This is a genomic window from Nocardia sp. CA-084685 (assembly GCF_050955785.1).
Taxonomy (GTDB): Bacteria; Actinomycetota; Actinomycetes; order Mycobacteriales; family Mycobacteriaceae; genus Nocardia.
Map to the genome: position 1 here is coordinate 1290232 of NZ_CP192094.1, position 19682 is coordinate 1309913.

20 protein-coding genes are annotated in these 19682 nt (G+C 65.8%); 11 read left to right on the forward strand and 9 right to left on the reverse strand.

Going from position 1 to position 19682, the window contains the following annotated elements; translation table 11 throughout:
- Window positions 1-139: 139 nt before the first annotated feature.
- The gene (locus ACQP2U_RS05600; RefSeq protein ID WP_433713700.1) at window positions 140-2107 is read left to right on the forward strand and encodes a protein kinase domain-containing protein; all 1968 of its coding nucleotides are present in this window, start codon (window positions 140-142) and stop codon (window positions 2105-2107) included.
- On the opposite strand, the gene ACQP2U_RS05605 is transcribed toward ACQP2U_RS05600, so the two are convergent.
- From ACQP2U_RS05605 to ACQP2U_RS05615, 3 genes are all read right to left on the reverse strand, one after another.
- The gene (locus ACQP2U_RS05605) at window positions 2060-3028 is read right to left on the reverse strand and encodes a patatin-like phospholipase family protein (protein WP_433713701.1); all 969 of its coding nucleotides are present in this window, start codon (window positions 3026-3028) and stop codon (window positions 2060-2062) included. The two genes, ACQP2U_RS05600 and ACQP2U_RS05605, sit on opposite strands and share 48 nt — an antisense overlap.
- A gap of 78 nt (window positions 3029-3106) precedes the next feature.
- Window positions 3107-4912: an acetyl/propionyl/methylcrotonyl-CoA carboxylase subunit alpha gene (locus ACQP2U_RS05610; RefSeq protein WP_433713702.1), complete on the reverse strand. Its 1806-nt coding sequence runs from the start codon at window positions 4910-4912 to the stop codon at window positions 3107-3109.
- A 163-nt stretch (window positions 4913-5075) separates the two neighbouring features.
- Entirely contained in the window at window positions 5076-5990 is a 915-nt protein-coding gene (locus tag ACQP2U_RS05615) for a sulfurtransferase (RefSeq protein WP_433713703.1), read from the reverse strand.
- 167 nt (window positions 5991-6157) lie between these two features.
- Between ACQP2U_RS05615 and ACQP2U_RS05620 the strand changes: the two genes are divergently transcribed.
- Window positions 6158-6946, forward strand: a complete 789-nt coding sequence (locus ACQP2U_RS05620; protein WP_397031834.1) for a helix-turn-helix transcriptional regulator — start codon at window positions 6158-6160, stop codon at window positions 6944-6946.
- Here ACQP2U_RS05620 and ACQP2U_RS05625 read toward each other — a convergent pair.
- From ACQP2U_RS05625 to ACQP2U_RS05635, 3 genes are all read right to left on the reverse strand, one after another.
- Entirely contained in the window at window positions 6872-7507 is a 636-nt protein-coding gene (locus ACQP2U_RS05625) for a Maf family protein (protein ID WP_433713704.1), read from the reverse strand. The genes ACQP2U_RS05620 and ACQP2U_RS05625 overlap by 75 nt on opposite strands.
- Before the next feature lie 4 nt (window positions 7508-7511).
- Window positions 7512-7841, reverse strand: a complete 330-nt coding sequence (locus tag ACQP2U_RS05630; protein WP_433713705.1) for an acyl-CoA carboxylase subunit epsilon — start codon at window positions 7839-7841, stop codon at window positions 7512-7514.
- A gap of 136 nt (window positions 7842-7977) precedes the next feature.
- Window positions 7978-9618: an acyl-CoA carboxylase subunit beta gene (locus ACQP2U_RS05635; protein WP_397031840.1), complete on the reverse strand. Its 1641-nt coding sequence runs from the start codon at window positions 9616-9618 to the stop codon at window positions 7978-7980.
- A 270-nt stretch (window positions 9619-9888) separates the two neighbouring features.
- Here ACQP2U_RS05635 and ACQP2U_RS05640 point away from each other — a divergent pair, with 270 nt between their 5' ends.
- Complete coding sequence (locus ACQP2U_RS05640; RefSeq protein ID WP_433713706.1) at window positions 9889-10068, forward strand: hypothetical protein; 180 nt, start codon at window positions 9889-9891, stop codon at window positions 10066-10068.
- Between the two features lie 9 nt (window positions 10069-10077).
- The gene (locus tag ACQP2U_RS05645; RefSeq protein WP_433713707.1) at window positions 10078-10878 is read left to right on the forward strand and encodes a biotin--[acetyl-CoA-carboxylase] ligase; all 801 of its coding nucleotides are present in this window, start codon (window positions 10078-10080) and stop codon (window positions 10876-10878) included.
- A 42-nt stretch (window positions 10879-10920) separates the two neighbouring features.
- On the opposite strand, the gene ACQP2U_RS05650 is transcribed toward ACQP2U_RS05645, so the two are convergent.
- The gene (locus ACQP2U_RS05650) at window positions 10921-11874 is read right to left on the reverse strand and encodes an acyl-ACP desaturase (protein ID WP_433713708.1); all 954 of its coding nucleotides are present in this window, start codon (window positions 11872-11874) and stop codon (window positions 10921-10923) included.
- A gap of 269 nt (window positions 11875-12143) precedes the next feature.
- On the opposite strand from ACQP2U_RS05650, the gene ACQP2U_RS05655 reads away from it, so the two are divergent.
- Genes ACQP2U_RS05655 through ACQP2U_RS05665 form a run of 3 tightly spaced genes read left to right on the forward strand, consistent with a single transcriptional unit; the run spans window position 12144 to window position 14677 of the window.
- On the forward strand, window positions 12144-12671 hold the full coding sequence (locus ACQP2U_RS05655) for a PH domain-containing protein (protein WP_433713709.1): 528 nt from the start codon (window positions 12144-12146) through the stop codon (window positions 12669-12671).
- Complete coding sequence (locus ACQP2U_RS05660) at window positions 12668-13345, forward strand: response regulator transcription factor (protein ID WP_397031849.1); 678 nt, start codon at window positions 12668-12670, stop codon at window positions 13343-13345. The genes ACQP2U_RS05655 and ACQP2U_RS05660 overlap by 4 nt, the downstream gene beginning before the upstream one ends.
- Before the next feature lie 18 nt (window positions 13346-13363).
- Window positions 13364-14677, forward strand: coding sequence for a sensor histidine kinase (locus ACQP2U_RS05665; protein WP_433713710.1), 1314 nt, complete (start codon window positions 13364-13366; stop codon window positions 14675-14677).
- On the opposite strand, the gene ACQP2U_RS05670 is transcribed toward ACQP2U_RS05665, so the two are convergent.
- The gene (locus tag ACQP2U_RS05670) at window positions 14674-15216 is read right to left on the reverse strand and encodes a GtrA family protein (protein ID WP_433713711.1); all 543 of its coding nucleotides are present in this window, start codon (window positions 15214-15216) and stop codon (window positions 14674-14676) included. The genes ACQP2U_RS05665 and ACQP2U_RS05670 overlap by 4 nt on opposite strands.
- A gap of 90 nt (window positions 15217-15306) precedes the next feature.
- Here ACQP2U_RS05670 and ACQP2U_RS05675 point away from each other — a divergent pair, with 90 nt between their 5' ends.
- The 4 genes from ACQP2U_RS05675 to ACQP2U_RS05690 all read left to right on the forward strand — a co-directional run bounded on the left by ACQP2U_RS05675 (window position 15307) and on the right by ACQP2U_RS05690 (window position 19118).
- Complete coding sequence (locus ACQP2U_RS05675) at window positions 15307-16482, forward strand: 5-(carboxyamino)imidazole ribonucleotide synthase (protein WP_433716376.1); 1176 nt, start codon at window positions 15307-15309, stop codon at window positions 16480-16482.
- Window positions 16466-16975 (forward strand): 5-(carboxyamino)imidazole ribonucleotide mutase, encoded by a 510-nt coding sequence (gene purE, locus ACQP2U_RS05680; protein WP_433716377.1) that lies wholly within the window; start codon window positions 16466-16468, stop codon window positions 16973-16975. Before ACQP2U_RS05675 ends, purE begins: the two co-directional genes overlap by 17 nt.
- 142 nt (window positions 16976-17117) lie before the next feature.
- Window positions 17118-17798, forward strand: a complete 681-nt coding sequence (locus ACQP2U_RS05685; protein ID WP_397031855.1) for a TetR family transcriptional regulator — start codon at window positions 17118-17120, stop codon at window positions 17796-17798.
- A 159-nt stretch (window positions 17799-17957) separates the two neighbouring features.
- On the forward strand, window positions 17958-19118 hold the full coding sequence (locus tag ACQP2U_RS05690; protein ID WP_397031857.1) for an acyl-CoA dehydrogenase: 1161 nt from the start codon (window positions 17958-17960) through the stop codon (window positions 19116-19118).
- 249 nt (window positions 19119-19367) lie between these two features.
- Here ACQP2U_RS05690 and ACQP2U_RS05695 read toward each other — a convergent pair whose 3' ends face one another.
- Window positions 19368-19661: a GNAT family N-acetyltransferase gene (locus tag ACQP2U_RS05695; RefSeq protein ID WP_433713712.1), complete on the reverse strand. Its 294-nt coding sequence runs from the start codon at window positions 19659-19661 to the stop codon at window positions 19368-19370.
- Window positions 19662-19682: the final 21 nt, after the last annotated feature.

Consider the following 19682-nt stretch of genomic DNA (forward strand, 5'->3'; position numbering starts at 1 on the left):
GTAGGGGAGCTCACACTGTTCGATAGCGGGTGGCGGGGCTAGGGTCGGGATAGGTTCGGGCGATGCGGTTTCGATCGGGTTGCCGCCCCACTCCGCAATGGCGCGGCCACCTGCCTCGTCCCAGCGATGGAGGTCAGTCATGGGGGAACAGTTCGGGAAGTACCGGCTCGACCGTTTGCTCGGGCGGGGCGGTATGGGGGCGGTATGGCTGGCGCATGACAGTGAAACCGGGCGCACGGTCGCGCTCAAGGTGTTGGCGGAGCATGTGGCCGCCGATTTGGATTATCGAAAGCGGTTCCAGCGGGAGGCTCGGCTCGGCTCGAGTCTGCGCCATCCGCACATCGTGCCGATTCACGGGTTCGGGGAGCTCGACGGCCGGCTGTACATCGATATGGACTACATCGATGGCATCGACCTGGCCGAAATGCTGACCAGAGTCGGTACTTTGACCCCCACCGCGGCCGTCGACTTCGTGACGCAGGCAGCATCGGGTCTGGACGCGGCGCATCGAGCCGGGCTGATCCACCGTGACGTCAAACCGTCGAACATCCTGGTCGGCACTGGTGGGCACGCATATCTCATCGATTTCGGTATCGCACAGAGCTTGGGCCAGACGGCCGTTACTGCCACCGGCATGGCCATCGGCAGTTGGGCCTATATGGCGCCGGAACGCTTCAACGGCACCGTCGACGCCCGCTCCGACGTCTACTCCCTGGCCTGCGTCCTCTACGAATGCCTGACCGGTCGCCGCCCTTACGGCGACACCGACCCGGCCCGCCAGATGCACGGCCACCTGATGACCGACCCGCCACGCGTATCAACCGTGAACCCCGCGGTCCCACAGGAACTGGACGCAGTAATCGCACGCGGCATGGCCAAAGACCAGACCCAGCGCTACCCCACCGCCCGCGAATTCGCCGCCGCCGCATACGCGGCCACCGCATTCGCGCGCCTCCCACACGCCGCACCGCAATCATCGCCGCCCTCGCCCACACCCGCTACCCCGAAGTCGCCCACTTCATCAGCTCAGCCGCCGCTCCAGGATGTACCGCACTCCGACATGTCGCAGTCGGCTTCGTCGAAGCCGCTGCTCCCGGATGCACAGGAGCCGCATGCGCCGTTACCGCCGCCGCGACGGCTGGTAGCGGATGTGCCGCCAACACGAGTAGAACCACGCACGCCGATACAGTCAGAGCCCCCCTCGGGAGAATCGCCAGCGCCACTGGTCAAGTCGTCGAAGCCGCTCGATCCCACCAAGGTTCTACCCGAGCCCGGCCCCACACCCACACTCGTGGCAACGCGATTAGCGCCACCACCAGCGGGATATGCCGCACCGCAACAGCATTCACCCTGGTCGCCGAATCGACCTGCGGTCCAGCAGGCATCGCTCGTCCGCCCCGTGAAACGAGTTGCGCCACAACGCAAGCGAGCACCATGGCGGGCTCCGGTCGCCCCCCGCTGGACGGTCTCACAACGCCGCCCATGGATCGCATCGCCCCCGCGCGGAGTCCAACGTCGGCACCGTAAGTCCTTCCTGTCCAGGCTTATCGGCGCACTCGTCGTCATATTCCTGACCCCGTTCATGCTGGCGGCGGGCTGTGCAGCGCTGATCGCATTCGGCAATACCGGCAGTGGCGGCGGCACGCGCACGGCCGATCCGTCGGTCGCGGTGCGCGATGGCGATACCGCGCAATCGGCCGAGCCGCCAGCGCCGGTATCTGCTGGGCTGAACAGCCCGGTGCGCGATGGCAAATTCGAATTCGTGGTCACCTCGGTGGATTCCGGTGTCCCGCGGATCGGCTTGCAGAATGCGAGCGGTTCCTATTCCGTGGTCACAGTCGAGGTCCGCAATATTTCCGACGAGGCGAAGTGGTTCCTGCCCGTCGGCCAACGTCTTGTGGACACCCAGGGCCGCCAAGTCGACCACAATGCGATCGCGACCATGTGGCAGACCACCCAGCGCCGCTACGGCTATTCGTTCGAACTCCAGCCCGGCCAATCGGCCACCACCCAACTGGTCTTCGATGTCACGCGGGAGGCCAGTCCGAGTCGACTCGAACTACACGACTTCATGCTCTCCAACGGCGCCACCGTCGAGCTGAACTGAAGCCGCCAAGGACGCGTGCACGGCTTGCCGCCCGATCGTCAACGCCTCGGCGAGCAGCGCGGTATCGCGCGCGGCGCTGTCCACATCCGGGGCGCCGAGGGGTGGGTGGATCTGCAGAGCCGCGCCTGCCAGGCCTGCCAGGAAGCGGTCCTCGATGACCTGCTGATGCGGCCGCTGCAGCCAGGCGCGGTACGCCCCTGGTGCCCGGACGCGCAGATAGCTGCCCCCGACGAACTGGTGCAATCGTGGCGCGGGCGGGCGTTTTTCATCGGTGCGTCGGGTTCGCAGCACCAAGGCGTGCGTCGCACCGTCGCGCACCGCGGTGCGGATCGGCACCGTTTCGGATAACCCGCCGTCGAGATATTCGGCACCGCCCAGGGGCACCGGCGGACCCGCGAGAATCGGCAGCCCCGCTGAGGCCCGCAGCGCGGTCATCAGCGTGGGCTTGTCGACGATGTGGCGGCGCAGATCGACCGCGCGCCCGGTTCGGGTATCGGTACCGATCGGATGAAAGGTGGTGGTATTGGCCAGAATCGCCGGAAAATCCATCGGCTCGATGCCGTCGTACACCTGGTTCACCAGGTAGTCCAGATCGAAGGCTGGCCGTCCACGCAGCAGCCGGGCCGGATCGACCGCGCGTCGCATGATCACCGGATCGGTCCAGGACCGCATGCCCGACAGCGCCCGCCCGCACAGGAACCACGCACCGTTGATCGCACCTGCCGACGTGCCGTACACGGCATCGAAGATCGAGGCGAGCCCGAGTTCCTCTAGCGCCTGCACCATCCCGCTGGAGTAGACACCGCGACTGCCGCCACCCTCGATGACCAGGGCGAGGCGATATCCGTCGGCGCGGCTGGCTGATTCACGGCGGCCGCGGATGACCTCCGCGACGGTGGGCACGACGGCAGAGCTGGTCACCGGACCACGATACGACAGAGCGGGCGCGGACGTCGGTGTCCAGCGCCCGCTCCGAAATGGTCTTCGCCAGCTGTTTACTTACTTGATTTCTGCCAGCACGGTGCCCTGGGTGATGGCCGCGCCCGCCTCCACGGACAGTCCGGTGACCACACCGGCCTTGTGCGCGTTGACCGGGTTCTCCATCTTCATGGCCTCGAGCACCACGATCAGATCGCCCGCCTCGACCGACTGGCCCTCTTCGACCGCGACCTTGACGACGGTGCCCTGCATCGGTGCGGTGACCGCGTCACCGGAGGCCGCACCGCCACCGGCACCGCCACGCGTGCGCGGCTTGGGCTTCTTGCGGATCACCCCGGCGCCATTGCTGCCAGCACCGGCGGCACCGGTGCCGACGGTGAAGTTGCCCGGCAGCGACACCTCGACTCGACGCCCACCGACCTCGACGACGACCTTCTGCCGTGGCTGATCCTCGTCCTCGTCAGCGGCGGCACCGGCCGGGGTGTACGGCTCGATGTTGTTGACCCAGTCGGTCTCGATCCACTTTGTGTAGACGTCGAACTTCTCGCCGTCGCCGATGAACGCCGGATCCTCGACGATCGCGCGGTGGAACGGAATGACCGTCGCCAGCCCCTCGACATGGAATTCGGCAAGCGCGCGCCGGGCCCGCTCCAGCGCCTGGGTCCGGTTCTCGCCGGTGACGATCAGCTTGGCCAGCATCGAATCGAACTGACCGCCGATCACGCTGCCCTGCACCACACCGGAATCGACGCGCACACCGGGGCCACTGGGCTCCTCGTACACCGAAACCGGACCCGGTGCTGGCAGGAAGCCGCGGCCGGCGTCCTCACCGTTGATCCGGAACTCGAAGGCGTGTCCGCGCGGCGTCGGATCCTCTTTGATCGCCAGCTCGTGGCCCTCGGCGATGCGGAACTGCTGGCGCACCAGGTCGATTCCGGCGGTCTCCTCGGTGACCGGGTGCTCGACCTGCAGGCGAGTGTTCACCTCGAGGAAGGACACGGTGTCGCCCTGCACCAGGTACTCCACGGTGCCCGCACCGTAGTAACCGGCCTCCTTGCAGATGGCCTTGGCCGAAGCGTGGATACGCGCGCGCTGATCATCGGTCAGGAACGGCGCGGGCGCCTCCTCGACCAGCTTCTGGAAGCGGCGCTGCAGCGAGCAGTCGCGGGTGCCCGCGACCACGACATTGCCGTGCTTGTCGGCGATGACCTGCGCCTCGACGTGGCGGGCCTTGTCCAGGTACTGCTCAACGAAGCATTCCCCGCGACCGAATGCGGCGGTGGCCTCACGCACGGCGGAGTCGAACAGCTCCGGGATCTCCTCGATGGAGTGCGCGACCTTCATACCGCGACCGCCACCACCGAAGGCGGCCTTGATCGCGACGGGCACGCCGTACTCCTTGGCGAACTCGACCACCTCGGCCGCGTTCTTGACCGGATCCTTGGTGCCCGCCGCCATCGGCGCCTTCGCGCGCTCGGCGATGTGACGCGCGGTGACCTTGTCACCGAGGTCTCGGATGGATTGCGGGGAGGGGCCGATCCAGATCAGCCCGGCGTCGATGACAGCCTGGGCGAAATCGGCATTCTCGGAGAGGAATCCGTAGCCGGGGTGGATGGCGTCGGCGCCGGACTTGGCCGCAGCGTCGAGGATCTTGTCGAAGACGAGGTACGACTCGGCCGAGGTCTGCCCGCCGAGGGCGAACGCCTCGTCGGCGAGTTTCACGAAGGGGGCATCGGCATCCGGCTCCGCGTACACCGCGACACTGCCGATACCGGCATCCTTGGCCGCCCGGATCACGCGAACGGCGATCTCGCCTCGGTTAGCTACGAGTACCTTCGATATCCGCGCGCTGGCATGGCTGGGCACTGAGCCTCCTGTTAGCAATCTTCTTGGTCGCCCCGTGGTCGACATACTTCCGTCTCGGGGGAGTGTAGGCAGTCTGCCAACAACCGCCGCACTCGGATAGCCCTACTCCGCAGTAGGTCGCACATCACAATGGGTGTCGGCTGTGATGCGCCGCAGATCACGGCTATCGTGTCCGCGCCTTGCGGGTACCGGCCATCGGTGCGTCACCCGGTTCATACCCCTTGGCAATCGGCATGCGAACCGAATTGCCCCATTCGGTCCAGGACCCGTCGTAATTGCGCACGCTCTCGAAGCCGAGCAGATAGGTCAGCACGAACCAGGTGTGGCTGGACCGCTCCCCGACGCGGCTGTAGACGACCAGATCGTCCGCGACCGACAGCGCACCATAGATATCGTCCAATTCGGCGCGGGACCGGAAGCGGCCGTCGCTGTGGAAGGCCGCGGTCCACGGAATGTTCACCGCGGTCGGGATATGTCCGCCGCGCAACGCCGCACCATCGCGATTGCCCGGCGATCCGATCAGCTCACCCGAGTACTCCTCGGGCGAGCGCACATCGATCAGCGGTTTACCGAGATGGGCGAGCACATCCTCGCGGAACGCCCGCACCGAACCGTCGTCGCGCCGGACCGTCGGATATTCGCTGCGCACCAGGTAGGGCAGGTCGAAGGTGGTGTCGCGCACCTCGGAGATCCACGCATCCCGTCCCCCGTCGAGTAGTCGCACATCCGGATGTCCGAACAGCGTGAAGACCCAGAATGTGTGCGCGGCCTGCGCGTTGCCGCGATCCCCGTAGATCACCACGGTATCGTCGCGCTCGATTCCCTTGGCCCGCATCAACTCCGTGAACCGGTCACCGCCGATATAGTCACGCGTAACCGGATCATCGAGGTCGCCCCGCCAATCGACCTTGGTGGCGCCGGGAACGTGACCGATGTCATAGAGCAGGATGTCCTCGTTGGACTCGATGATCTTCAGCCCGGGCGTGCCGATGTTTGCCGATAGCCACTCTGTGGTTACTAGTCGGTGAGGATGTGCGTACGAGCCGAAAGCAGGATGAGGATCCGGGGCAACGGGCACGGTTTGGGTCCTTCATGCGAGGTAGACGGGTGGTTATAGCGGCTCGGGTCTCACCCCGATGTCAGGTGTGAGGCGTTAGTGAAACTCGTTTCAGATCACAAATCGGCTGAATGGGCGAATAAATCGCACCCTCATCCGATAAAGTCTCCCGGGAGGAGGGGTGAGCTATGTCCGATTCTTGGCCGAGGCGTCGACTGCTCGCGATCCTACGTGGCGCCAGCGAACCTCTCGACGCCCAAGAACTTGCCAGAATCACCGGACAGCACGTCACCACTGTTCGGTTCCACCTGGATGTGCTTACCAGGGAATCGCTGGTGCGCCAGTTCCAACAACCGCCGCGCGGCCGTGGGCGCCCGCGCATCGGCTACAGCGCGGTTCAGCGATCGGTTGGCTATCAGGAACTGGCCCAGGTCCTAGCCGACCAGCTCGGTCCCGATCCGCGACGTCGCTCGGAGGCGGCCATCGCCGCCGGACGCGCCTGGGGTGCGAAACTCGACGCGGGCGACCATGCCGTCGAATCGCTGGAGGACGCCAAGGACGTCACGATGACGCTGATGTCCGAACTCGGTTTCGCACCCGAGCGCGACGCGGCCGCCGAAACCGATGAGCAGGTCCTGATCCGGCTCACCGCCTGCCCACTGCGCGAACTCGCGCGCACTCACTCCGAGGTGGTGTGCGGCGTGCACCTGGGCCTGATCAAAGAGGTGCTCGATCGCAACGGCGTGCGCGGTGAGGTGAATGTCCGGCTGCAACCGTTCGTCGAGCCGGAACTCTGCGTGGTCCGGTTGGAGATGATGGCGGCCCGCCGGGAGCCGGAGCGTGCGGCGACACCGGTGCCGATCGGCGCGGAGGCCGGGGTGGAGCCGCGGATCGCGCCGCCCTCAGCTGGGCGAGTGGCGCCACAGCTGCGCAATGCCGATCCCAACGTCGCCAAGCAGTCGGCGCAGCAGTGGTAGACCGATCCCGATAACGCTGGACGGATCGCCATCGATGCGATCGACGAACCAACCGCCCATGCCATCGAGGGTGAACGCGCCCGCGACCTGCAACGGCTCGCCGGTCGCGATATAGGCGTCCAGTTCCTCGCGCTCGGGCTTGGCGAAATGCACCGTGGTGCGACTGCAGTCGACGGCTTCGGCGACGATTTCGCCGTCTCGCATGCGCAAGACGCAATGGCCGGTAATGAGATCCGCACTGCGCCCAGCCATTTCGGCCCAGCGGGCGCGCGCCACCTCGGGCGTATGCGGCTTGCCCTGTAGTTCGCCGTCCACGAGCAGCATCGAATCGCAGCCGACCACAACGCAATCCGCGCCGAGATCCGGAATTGTGGCGGCCACCGACCGTGCCTTGGCCCGCGCGAGCTCGACCACGACGACCTCGGGCGCCGTGCCGGGCGGCAGTGCCGCGGCGACGGCGTCCTCGTCGACATCGGAGATCTGGACGGCGGGTTCGATGCCCGCCGAGCGCAATACCGCGCGGCGGGCGGGCGAGGCGGAGGCGAGAACCAGTCTCGTCATCCGATCAGTCGCGCAGGTGTGACAGGTGCGGGAAAGCGTATGGAGAGAACGGCGAGGCGCCGCGGTGCATCAGGGTCGGGCGACCCCACGCGTCGGCCGGACCGACCGGTCCGCTACTCGGGGCGCTGTTCGCGGCCGCCGACAGCACGCATACCAGCGCCGCCAGTTCCTCGTCGGACGGCGCACCCTTGATGACTCGGATGAACGGCTGCTCGGCCGACGCGGGCGCCGGGGCTGCCGTCGGTGCGTCCGCCTCGACCGCATCCGCGATCGGGTCGACTGTGAGATCCAGTTCGACGGCGGTCAACACATCATCATCTGCCACGGTCGTCACGGTGCCAGATCCTCTCTCTTTTGCGATCGAGCCTATGCCCGACTCGAAGACATATGGACCAAGCGACCCTCATCCTCGAATCGACTCATTGCGTCTCTGCAACCAGTGTGCGCGGTCCATGGAGGTTATCGCTTGATCACAGTGGAATGTTGCCGTGTTTCTTGGGCGGCAGCGAGACCATCTTGCGCTCGAGCAGACGCAGCGCCGACACGATCTGGCCGCGGGTGTGCGAGGGCGGAATGACCGCGTCGACGTACCCGCGCTCGGCGGCCACGTAGGGGTTCACGAGGGTGTCCTCGTACTCGTTCTGCAGCTCCAAGCGCAGCGCGTCGACATCATTTCCGCTCTTCGCGGCCTCTTGCAGCTGTTTGCGGTAGACGAAGCCGACGGCGCCGGAAGCACCCATCACCGCGATCTGGGCACTCGGCCACGCGAGGTTCACATCGGCGCCCATGTGCTTGGAACCCATGACGTCGTAGGCGCCGCCGTAGGCCTTGCGGGTAATGATCGTGATTTTGCCCACAGTCGCCTCACCGTAGGCGTAGAGCAGCTTCGCGCCGCGCCGGATGATGCCGTTGTATTCCTGGCCGGTGCCGGGCAGGAAGCCGGGAACATCGACCAGGGTGATGATCGGGATATTGAAGGCATCGCAGGTGCGCACGAAGCGCGCGGCCTTCTCCGAGGCGTCGATATCCAGGCAGCCCGCGAACTGGGTCGGCTGGTTGGCGACGATGCCGACGCTGCGGCCGTCGATCCGGCCGAAGCCGACGATGATGTTCATCGCGCGCTCGGCCTGCACCTCGAGGAATTCGTCGTCATCGAGCAGCCGACGGATGACCTCGTGCATGTCATAGGGCTGGTTCGGCGAATCCGGGATGATCGTGTCCAGTTCGAGGTCCTCGTCGGTGAGTGAATCCTCGATGGCGCCGTTGATCGGGTCGGTGGCCGGGAAGCGCGGGGCCTCGGCGCGGTTGTTGCTCGGCAGGTAACTCAGCAGATCCTTGACGTAGTCCAGCGCGTCCTGCTCGCCGGAGGCGACGTAGTGCGCGACACCTGATTTGGTCATGTGGGTGTGCGCGCCGCCGAGGTCCTCCATGGTGACGTCCTCACCGGTGACCGTCTTGATGACATCCGGTCCGGTGACGAACATCTGGCTGCTGCCGTCGACCATGACGACGAAGTCGGTCAGCGCGGGCGAGTAGACGTGCCCACCGGCGGCCGGACCCATGATCAGCGAGATCTGCGGGATCACACCGGAGGCCTGGATATTGCGGTGGAAGATCTCGCCGTAGAGGCCGAGCGAGACGACGCCCTCCTGGATGCGCGCGCCCGCGCCCTCGTTGATGCCGATCAGCGGCCGACCGGTCTTGAGCGCCAGATCCATCACCTTGACGATCTTCTCGCCGTAGACCTCGCCGAGGCTGCCGCCGAAGACGGTGACGTCCTGGCTGAAGATGCAGACGTCGCGGCCGTCGATGGTGCCGTAGCCGGTCACCACGCCGTCGCCGAGCGGCCGGTTGTTCTCCAGGCCGAAGTTCACGCTACGGTGGCGGGCCAGCGCGTCGAGTTCCACGAAGGAGCCCTCGTCGAGCAGTGCGAGGATGCGCTCGCGGGCGGTCATCTTGCCCTTGGCGTGCACCTTGTCGACCGCGGCCTCACCCATCGGATGCTTGGCCTCTTCCAGCCGATTCCGCAGATCAGCCAGCTTCCCAGCGGTGGTGTGGATATCGGGGGTGCCCGCCGATTCCGATGCGGGCTGGTGCTGGACACTCGTCATGGCTTCGGAGTGTAACCAGTGCCAGTACCTCTCGGTAACCGAGTGTCGCTTACCGGTCAGTAGAAAACCCCAGCTAGATCATGTTCCAACATGCGAATGGCGACAAACTTCCTGGTTGATTGCCGAACCGAATGCGGTGCTTGGGACCGGAAAATCGGTGGAGTGGCGCGGCGGTGCCCAGATACCCTGAGGACGTTCGCATTTCAGCTCGAGATAAGGGGGCAGTGAGGTGCATGGGAGGACAACGCACACCTAGCTGAGGAGCAAATCATGTGGGAATGGAGCAGCAGAGTCGCCGAGCACGCCACGGCGACCTCGTGGACCAGTTGGCAGACGGTGGAAACCGAGCCGACCGTGCTGGACCCGCAGGAGTGGGGCGAGGTCGAAGCGGCATCCGATGACGGCGTGTCCGTCGCGGTACCGATTCGCGAGTACGACCTCGTCGGATAGCCTGCCGGTGTGCACAGGCCACCGTTGGATGCAGAGCAGTTGCGGCGCAGTCTCACCGAGTCGCCCGAACTGTCGTTCTTCTCCCACATCGCTGTGGTGGAGTCGACCGGGTCCACCAATGCGGACCTGATCGCTCGAGCCGGGGAGCCCGACGCCGATCGCGCGGTACTGCTCGCCGAAACCCAAGAGCAGGGCCGCGGTCGGCACGCTCGGAGCTGGGTCAGCCCGCCGCGCGCACAGATAGCGATGTCGGTATTGGTGCGGCTGCCCGGCATCGAGCCTGCCGCCATGGGTTGGCTGCCGCTGCTCACCGGTGTCGCCGTGGTGGACGCACTGCGCGGGACCGCCGGTGTGGACGCGAATCTGAAGTGGCCCAACGATGTGCTGATCGATGGCCGCAAAGTCGCGGGCATCCTGGCCGAAGTCGCCTCCAGTGGTGGGGCGCCCGCCGTTGTCGTCGGGGTCGGCCTGAACGTCGGTCTCACCGATGCGGAATTGCCGGTGCCGCATGCCACTTCGCTCGTGCTGGCGGGTGCGAAGGTCACCGACCGCACCGAGCTCGTGCGGTCGCTGCTGACCGAATTCGCGCGCCGCTTCACCGCGTGGCGCGACGCCGGTTGGGACACCGCCGACCTGATCGACGTCTACCGCGACCGCTGCGCCACCCTGGGCGCGCCTGTGCGCGCCGAGCTACCCGGCGGCCAGACCCTCGAGGGCATCGCCACCGATGTCGATACCGCGGGCCGGCTGCGCATCGGTGGACATGTCGTGTCCGCCGCTGATGTAACCCACCTGCGCGCCGACTACTGAGGACTCAGCGCAACCTTTTGTGCGACATCGACATTCGGACCCTCAGACCGGTTGCATGATGCCGCGCGCCGCCTCGCGGGCGAGCAGGCGGTCGCGCTGTTCCTCGAATTTGAGCACGTCCTTCTCCAGCTTCTCCAGGTATTCGCCGAGCTGCTGGCGCGCCTGTTCGCCGCGTGGTCCGAAGTCGTTGCGGTCGAAGACATTCCACTTCTTCAGCACGGGCTGCACCACCTCTTCGAAATGCTGGCGCAGATCGTAGATGCCGTGCTTGGCCATCAGTGCGCCGTTGCGCCGAAAATTGGGCATGCCGTAGCCGGGCATGATGAAGTCGGAGAGGATCTTGGTAATCGCCGCTATGGCCTGGTCGGGTACCAGATCCAGGCCCGCGCCGCAGAGGTTGCGGTAGAAAATCATGTGCAGGTTCTCGTCGGCGGCGACGCGCTGCAGCATGCGATCGGCGATGGGGTCGTTGCAGACCTTGCCGGTATTGCGGTGGCTGACCCGGGTGGCCAGCTCCTGGAAGGTCACATACGCGACATTCGGCAGGAACCCGCCCCAGTCCTCGGGCGAGGGCACGCCGCGGGTCATATGGATCATCCGGGCCTGTTCGAGCGCAACCGGATCGACGCCACGGGTCACCACGAGATAGTCACGCAGGACGATGCCGTGTCGGTTCTCCTCGGCCGTCCAGCGCCCGACCCAGGTGCCCCACGCACCGTCCTGGGAGAAGTTCTCGGAGATCAGTCGATGGTAGGAGGGCAGATTGTCCTCGGTGAGCAGGTTGGTGATCATCGCCGCCTTGGCGACCTCGTTCAGCTTCGACTGTTCCGGCTCCCAGTCCTGACCACCCAGCGCGGCGAAGTTTCGACCCTCATCCCACGGGACGTAGTCGTGCGGGTTCCAGTCCTTGGTCATCGATAGGTGGCGCTCGAGATTCTGTTCGGCCACCGGTTCGAGTTCGGTCAGGATCTGCAGCTGGGTCAGATACTTGGTCATACACGCCTCCACGGTTCGTTTTGGACGTCTTGTCAAGTCGGACTTGTCTTTTCGCAGGCAGAGCGTTGAGCAGAACAAAACGAGAGCTGGTCGAACGAGAGCCGGGTCGTGCGGCTGCCGTCGGATCGAGGCTATGCAGCGATGCTGTGCGGAATCTCGAGGGTGCTCGAGAGGATCTCGAGGTCACGACGGTGCAAGGTGCCGATTGTGCAGCACGGCACGCGTCGCTGTCCACGCTTTCCGGCGTGTTCTCGCGGTAGGGTTCCGGCATGGGTTATCCGGAGGAGGTGCTCGCCCCGGACGAGCAGTTGATACTCCATCGTCATCCGCATTGGAAAATGCTGTTCTGGCCGATCGTGACGCTGATCATCGCGACCGCGCTGGCCGGATTCGCCGGGGGGCTGATCTGGCGCAGGACCGAGGGCACGACCCGTTCGGTATTGCTGATCGTGGTGCTGGCCGTCTGGCTCGGCATCATCGGATGGCGTTGTGTCGCACGGATTATCAGCTGGAAGACGACGCATTTCATCGTGACCGACCGCAGGGTGCTCATCCGGCAGGGCGTGATCACCCACACCGGCATCGATATCCCGATGAGCCGGATTTCCAGTGTGCAGTTCCGGCACGGCCTGTTCGATCGGTTGCTCGGTACCGGCACCCTGATCATCGGATCCTCCTCCGAGGAACCGCTCGAATACGACGACATCCCGCAGGTACAGCAGGTGCACGCCCTGCTGTACCGGCAGGTGTTCGAGGAATCCAGAGCCGACGATCCACGCTGGGACCACCGCATATGACCGCCGTACTGCTTGCCGAAGACGATGAGGCCATCGCCGCACCGCTCTCGCGCGCGCTCGGGCGGGAGGGCTATTCGGTCACCGTGGAACGCTTCGGGCCCGCGGTGCTCCAACGCGCTTTGGAGGGTGACCACGATCTGCTCATCCTCGATCTCGGCCTGCCCGGTATGGACGGGCTAGAGGTGTGTCGCCAGGTGCGCGCCCGCGGCGCCGATCTGGCCGTGCTGATGCTCACCGCGCGCACCGATGAGGTGGACTTCGTCGTCGGGTTGGACGCGGGCGCGGATGACTATGTCGGCAAACCGTTCCGGTTGGCCGAGTTGCTCGCCCGGGTGCGAGCGTTGTTGCGGCGCAGCGGAATCGGGGACGAGGCGGTCGAGGTCGGCGGCATCCGGCTGGAGCCCGCGGCGCGGCGGGTGCTGGTCAACGGGGTCGAAGTGGGTTTGGCCAACAAGGAATACGAGCTGCTCAAGGTGCTGATCGATCGCGCGGGCCAGGTGGTGCCGCGCGAGACGATCCTGCGCGAGGTGTGGGGCGATGCCGAGCTGCGCGGTTCGAAGACCCTGGATATGCACATGTCCTGGCTGCGCCGCAAGATCGGGGACGAGGGCCCGATGGCCGAGCGCCGCATTGTCACCGTGCGCGGTGTCGGCTTCCGGCTGAACACCGATTGACGGTGCGGCACAACTGATATGAGACGCAGAATCCTGCGATCGATCCTCACCGTGCTGACCATCACCACGGTGGTACTCGGCGTCCCGCTGATCTACACCGCATGGCTGTGGGTCGAGGACATCACCCGCAACGATCTGGGGAATCGGCTCGAGCACATCGCCACGGAGATCATCGCCCAGGAGCACGGCGACGGGATGGTGCTCGGCGAACTCGACACCCGTCCGGTGCGGCCGCTGATCCCCAAGGACGGCAAGCTGACCATCATCTATCCGGCTCCGCAGGACAATGCGTCCCGGCTCGATATCGGCGCGGATCGGGTGCACGATCCGGTGGTGCAATCGCTGGCGATGGGCACTGAGGGTTCCTTGCGCCTGGAGGTGCCGTCGCGGCCGATGCATACCCGCCAGATCCAGGCCGTCGCGGTGGTGGCCTTCGCGGTGCTCGCCTCACTGGGCGCGGCGGTGTCGGTGGCGATGATCACCGCACGCCGGGTCGCCGATCCGCTGCGTGATGTGGCGGCCCGCGCCGCCCGACTGGCCATGGGCGATTTTCGCCCGGACCCGCGGCGGCATGGGATTTCCGAACTGGACCGGGTTTCCGATGTGCTCGATTCGGCGACCGTCGAGATCGCCGGGCGGCTGCAGCGCGAACACGCTCTGGTCGCGGACGTTTCCCATCAACTGCGCAGCCGCCTGACCGCGGTGCGATTGCGGTTGGACGAGTTGTCGGCGCACTCCGATCCGGCCGTGGTGCACGAGGCCGAGGAGGCGATGGCGCAGGTCGACCGACTCACCGACGCGATCGATGATCTGGTCCGGGCCTCCCGCGACGAGGATGCCGCCGATCGCGATCCGGTGCCAGTAATGGACGAGCTGCGCGGGGTCGTCGAGGAATGGTCGCATCCGTTCACCGAGGCAGGTCGGATCCTGCGGCTGATCGGCGACGAATCGCTGCGTGCCCCGATCACCGGTTCCCGGCTGCGCGAAGCCCTCGCGGTGCTGGTCGACAATGCGCTGATGCACGGCGGCGGCACCTGCACCGTATCGGTGCGCACGGTGCGCACCGTCAGCGATCGCGAACCCCTGGTGGTGGTCGAGGTCGCCGACGAGGGCGACGGCGTCCGTGACGAACTCGCACCGCACATCTTCGACCGCGGCTTTTCCGCAGGTGGTTCCACCGGCGTCGGACTCGCCTTGGCCCGTGCGCTCATCGAGGCCGACGGTGGACGGCTGGAATTGCAGCGCCGCCGTCCCGCGCTGTTCGCGATGTTCCTCGGATCGAGTGCGTCGCAACGCACGTCCAACGGCGCGCAGGTCCCCGAACCGCGCTAACTGTGGCCGAGCTGCTCTTCCTCGAGCATCTCCTCGATTTCCTCGACGAGTTCGCTGATTTCGTCCGGGAAAACCCAGCGGCGCATCGACCAGAAGCGGAACGCCATCTGCAGCAGGTTGCCGATGATGAACGCGCTGATGAAGTCCGCGATGTTCTCGACGGTGAAGCTCACATTCGGCTGGCGTAGGTCGAAGACGTAGCTGGAGATCCACAGCGGGATGAAGCTCAGCACGACGCCGACGCCGCTGACTCCGAAGAACAGCAGTGCCTCGTGGTGCTTCTCGCGCCCGCCGCGGTTCTTGAACGACCACTCGCGGTTGAGGATGTAGGAGCAGATGACCGCGATCACGCCGGAAATGATCTTCGCGGTGACCGGCTTGGTCTCCAGCACGGTCCACTTGAGCACGTAGAAGATGCCCGAGTCGATGATGAAGGTGGTCGCGCCGACGATGGCGAATTTGATCAGTTCGTGGTGGCGGTAGGCGATCTCCCGCAGGGGCTTGGGGAGGACGTTGACCACGTCGTCGACGAAAGGCACAAGGCCCGAGTGTACCGGTAGGGATCATGGCGCCCGGACATGACAAGATTGCACGACGTGAGCACCCGCCGTTCATTCGATCCTGCCGCCATGCCCACCGTCACCATGATCGGTGGTGGCCAGCTCGCACGCATGACGCACCAAGCCGCGATCGCGCTCGGCCAGCGGCTGCGGGTGCTGGCCGAGAATCCGGATGACCCCGCCGCACAGGTGAGTCCCGAGGTCGTACTCGGCAGCCACACCGATCTGACCGCATTGCGTAAGGCCGCCGTCGGCTCGCACGCGCTCACCTTCGACCACGAGCATGTGCCGACCGAACATCTGGAGGCGCTGGTCGCCGAGGGCGTGAATGTACAGCCGCCGCCGCACGCGCTGGTTTTCGCGCAGGACAAGTTGGCCATGCGGACCAAGCTGTCCGAGCTCGGGTTGCCGGTGCCCGCCTTCGTGCCCGTCACCTCGGTGGCCGATGCGGTGCGATTCGGTGACGAACACGACTGGCGGATCGTGCTGAAGGCGGTGCGCGGCGGTTATGACGGGCGCGGTGTCTGGATGCCGGGGTCGGCGGCCGAGGCCGAGGCCATCGTGACCGACCAACTCGAGCACGGTGTGCAATTGCTCGCCGAGGCCAAGGTGGATCTGAAGCGTGAACTGTCGGCGATGGTGGCGCGTTCGCCGTTCGGCCAGGCCGCGACGTGGCCGGTAGTAGAGACGGTGCAGCGCAACGGCCAGTGCGCCGTGGTGATCGCGCCCGCACCGGACCTGAGCGACGAATTGGGCGCCCAGGCCGAGACGCTGGCGCTGAACCTCGCCAAGGAACTCGGTGTGGTCGGTGCGATGGCCGTCGAACTCTTCGAAACCAACGACGGCGCCATCCTGATCAACGAACTGGCCATGCGCCCGCACAACTCCGGTCACTGGGGCATGGACGGCGCGCGCACCGGTCAGTTCGAACAGCATCTGCGCGCGGTGCTCGACTATCCGCTCGGCGACACCAGTCCGCTGGCGCCGGTCACGGTGATGGCGAATATTCTCGGCGCGCCCGAGGCGCCGACCATGTCGATGGACGAGCGGCTGCACCATCTTTTCGCCAGATTGCCGCAGGCCAAGGTGCACCTGTACGGCAAGGGCGAACGCCCCGATCGCAAGATCGGGCATGTCAACGTGCTCGGCGACGATGTCGCCGTGGTGCGCGAGCAGGCCGAGCGCGCGGCGTACTGGATGTCGCACGCGATTTGGACCGACGGATGGGATCCCCACGGTGAGTAACGCGCAAGTTGGCCTGATCATGGGCAGTGACTCCGACTGGCCGACCATGGAGGCCGCCGCGATCGCCTTGGCGGAGTTCGATATCCGCTTCGAGGTCGGCGTGGTTTCGGCGCATCGCACGCCGCGGCGCATGCTCGACTACGCCCGCGAGGCGGCGGATCGTGGTCTGAAGGTCATCATCGCGGGCGCGGGCGGTGCCGCCCACCTGCCCGGCATGGTCGCCTCCGCCACCCCGCTCCCGGTCATCGGCGTTCCCGTCCCGCTCAAATATCTCGACGGCATGGACTCCCTGCTGTCCATCGTCCAGATGCCCGCCGGCGTCCCGGTGGCCACCGTCTCCATCGGCGGGGCCCGCAATGCCGGCCTGCTCGCGGCACGCATTCTCGCCACCGCCGACCCTGACCTGCGCGTCAGGATGGAGCGGTTCCAGGCCAGCCTGGAAGCCATGGTCTTGGAAAAAGACGACGCGCTCCGCAGCAAACTGCTCGGCTGATCAGCGCACCTCGGCCACGGCCGTTCCTTTGGTCGACCGATCTGCCCGTCTCGGAGCAAATGCCATGGTCGGCTGTCGAGTTCAGGTCGTCGAACCCCAGCCATGCGGATCCCGTATCGGCCGGGCTCAGTACGGTGATGCGGTGGCGATTGAGGAAACCGTTCGGGGGCGTAGTGGAGATGATGCGGCGAGGTTTCGGCTGACCGTCGTGGATCAGGCGCTGCGATTGTTCGCCGAGCAGGGGTATGAGGCGACGACCGTGGATGAGATCGCGGAGGCGGCGGGGATTTCGCGGCGGACGTTCTTTCGGCAGTTCCGGTCGAAGGAGGATGTGATCTTCGCCGATCACGAGTCGCAGTTGGCGCAAGCGGCGCAGTTCTTGGCGGCGTCGCAGGCGGATCCGTGGGAGGCGGTATGTGCCGCGGTGGTGCAGGTATTCGAGCGGTTCACCCAGTGGCGCGAAATCGCCGAGCGCCGGTATCGGGTGGTTCGGAAGGTGCCCGCACTGCGTGAGCGCGAGATCGTGACCGTTTTCCGGTACGAGCGGTTGTTCACCGACTATCTGCGCGAGCGGCTGCCGGAGGAGCCGGATCTGGCGCGGGTGCAGTTCACGGCCGCGGTGACGGCCACCCACAACTACCTGCTGCGCCGCATGGTGCGCGGTGAATCGGACGCGGGCGCGGCGGATCTGCGCGAGGAGTTGGCGGCGATTCCGCGCGGGCGCGGTCCGGGTTCGGCGGAGATGGTGGTCGCGGTATTCCCGAGAGATATGCCGCCGCGGCAGGTTGCGGATCTGGTGACCAGGCAGCTCGGTAGCCTGTGACAGGAGTCATAGTATGCAGTATCTGACACTCAGTGCCATGATGTAACCGCACTTAACCAGTATTCCTGAGCGTACACTCGATCGGAGTGTGGCACTGAGTGCCGACCGTTGGAGCTCGATCCAGCATAATCACGACCGACGAACCCAGGAGTGTGTCCCATGGCGGGGAACCCGGACTTCAATCTGTTCCAGCTCGAGGACTTCCACGACGAACTGCGTGCGGCCATCCGCGGGCTGGCGGAGAAGGAAATCGCTCCGTTCGCCAAGGACGTCGACGGCAACTCCCGCTTCCCGGAGGAGGCGCTCACCGCGCTGAACGCCGCGGGCTTCAACGCGGTGCACGTGCCAGAGGCCTACGGCGGCCAGGGCGCGGATTCGGTCGCCACCTGCATCGTGATCGAAGAGGTCGCCCGCGTCTGCGGTTCGTCCTCGCTGATTCCGGCGGTCAACAAGCTCGGCACCATGGGCCTGATCCTCAATGGTTCCGAGGAGCTCAAGCAGAAGGTGCTGCCGGATATCGTCAATGGCGAGATGGCCTCCTACGCGCTGTCCGAGCGTGAGGCGGGCTCCGACGCCGCCAGCATGCGTACCCGCGCCAAGCGGGACGGCGACGACTGGGTCATCAACGGCTCCAAGTGCTGGATCACCAACGGTGGCAAGTCTTCCTGGTACACCGTCATGGCGGTAACCGATGCCGAGAAGGGCGCCAACGGCATCTCCGCCTTCCTGGTGCACAAGGATGACGAGGGCTTCGTGGTCGGCCCGCTCGAGCACAAGCTCGGCATCAAGGGATCGCCCACCGCGGAACTGTATTTCGAGAACTGCCGGGTGCCGGGTGATCGCATCGTCGGCGAGCCGGGCACCGGTTTCAAGACCGCGCTGCAGACCCTCGACCACACCCGCCCGACCATCGGCGCGCAGGCCGTCGGCATCGCACAGGGTGCGCTGGACGCCGCGATCGCCTACACCAAGGACCGCAAGCAGTTCCGCACCGCGATCGCCGACTTCCAGAACACCCAGTTCATGCTCGCCGATATGGCGATGAAGATCGAGGCTGCCCGCCTCATGGTCTACACCTCCGCGGCCCGTGCCGAGCGCGGCGAGAAGAACCTCGGCTTCATCTCCGCCGCCGCCAAGTGCTTCGCCTCCGATGTGGCCATGGAGGTCACCACCAACGCCGTGCAGCTCTTCGGCGGCGCCGGCTACACCACCGACTTCCCGGTGGAGCGAATGATGCGTGATGCCAAGATCACCCAGATCTACGAGGGCACCAACCAGATCCAGCGCGTCGTCATGTCGCGCGCGCTGCTGCGGGGCTGATAACCCGTACCGACCGGGTGTTTATGCTGCGCCGAGCGGTGTGAACGCCCGGTCTTTTTGTGCCCCGGTACCCCCATTATCTTTGGCACTAATTCGGTGAACCGACGCCCGCCGTCCTGGCGCAACGCATTATCGTGGGCGACCAGCCAGGCGTCGATCCGGCCTTGCGTACTGTCCTGCCTCTTCGTCCGACTGGCACCGGCTCGGGACTGTTCTGCATCCACCCTGTCCGGATACGGTCCTGGCGGACTACCTGCGTTGAGCGACCAGATCCGCGTATTCGCGGTGCTGCGCGATGTACTGCTCGACGTACCAGCAGGTCGGGATGATGGCGAAGCCATGGGCGCGTGAATCCTGCAGCGCGTATTCGACCACCTGGGCGGCCACCCCGCGGCCGCGGAACTCCGGGAAGGTCATGGTGTGGTGGAAGTCGCGGACTTTCGGATCGTCTTGTTCGGCGTAGTCGGCGTATCCGGCGAGGGTGTCATCGAGATAGATCTCGAATCGAGTATCGGCGATATTGTGTTCGAGCCTGGTGGTCATGATCGGGTGAAACTCCTCAGC

What these genes read in the sequence shown, in the direction of transcription:
- ACQP2U_RS05675 (WP_433716376.1), top strand. Translation starts at nt 15,307, where the DNA reads ATGCCCACCGTCACCATGATCGGTGGTGGCCAGCTCGCACGCATGACG.
- ACQP2U_RS05655 (WP_433713709.1), top strand. Translation starts at nt 12,144, where the DNA reads ATGGGTTATCCGGAGGAGGTGCTCGCCCCGGACGAGCAGTTGATACTC.
- ACQP2U_RS05690 (WP_397031857.1), top strand. Translation starts at nt 17,958, where the DNA reads ATGGCGGGGAACCCGGACTTCAATCTGTTCCAGCTCGAGGACTTCCAC.
- ACQP2U_RS05620 (WP_397031834.1), top strand. Translation starts at nt 6,158, where the DNA reads ATGTCCGATTCTTGGCCGAGGCGTCGACTGCTCGCGATCCTACGTGGC.
- ACQP2U_RS05665 (WP_433713710.1), top strand. Translation starts at nt 13,364, where the DNA reads ATGAGACGCAGAATCCTGCGATCGATCCTCACCGTGCTGACCATCACC.
- ACQP2U_RS05625 (WP_433713704.1), bottom strand. Translation starts at nt 7,507, where the DNA reads ATGACGAGACTGGTTCTCGCCTCCGCCTCGCCCGCCCGCCGCGCGGTA.
- ACQP2U_RS05660 (WP_397031849.1), top strand. Translation starts at nt 12,668, where the DNA reads ATGACCGCCGTACTGCTTGCCGAAGACGATGAGGCCATCGCCGCACCG.
- ACQP2U_RS05695 (WP_433713712.1), bottom strand. Translation starts at nt 19,661, where the DNA reads ATGACCACCAGGCTCGAACACAATATCGCCGATACTCGATTCGAGATC.
- ACQP2U_RS05635 (WP_397031840.1), bottom strand. Translation starts at nt 9,618, where the DNA reads ATGACGAGTGTCCAGCACCAGCCCGCATCGGAATCGGCGGGCACCCCC.
- ACQP2U_RS05600 (WP_433713700.1), top strand. Translation starts at nt 140, where the DNA reads ATGGGGGAACAGTTCGGGAAGTACCGGCTCGACCGTTTGCTCGGGCGG.
- ACQP2U_RS05640 (WP_433713706.1), top strand. Translation starts at nt 9,889, where the DNA reads ATGTGGGAATGGAGCAGCAGAGTCGCCGAGCACGCCACGGCGACCTCG.
- ACQP2U_RS05650 (WP_433713708.1), bottom strand. Translation starts at nt 11,874, where the DNA reads ATGACCAAGTATCTGACCCAGCTGCAGATCCTGACCGAACTCGAACCG.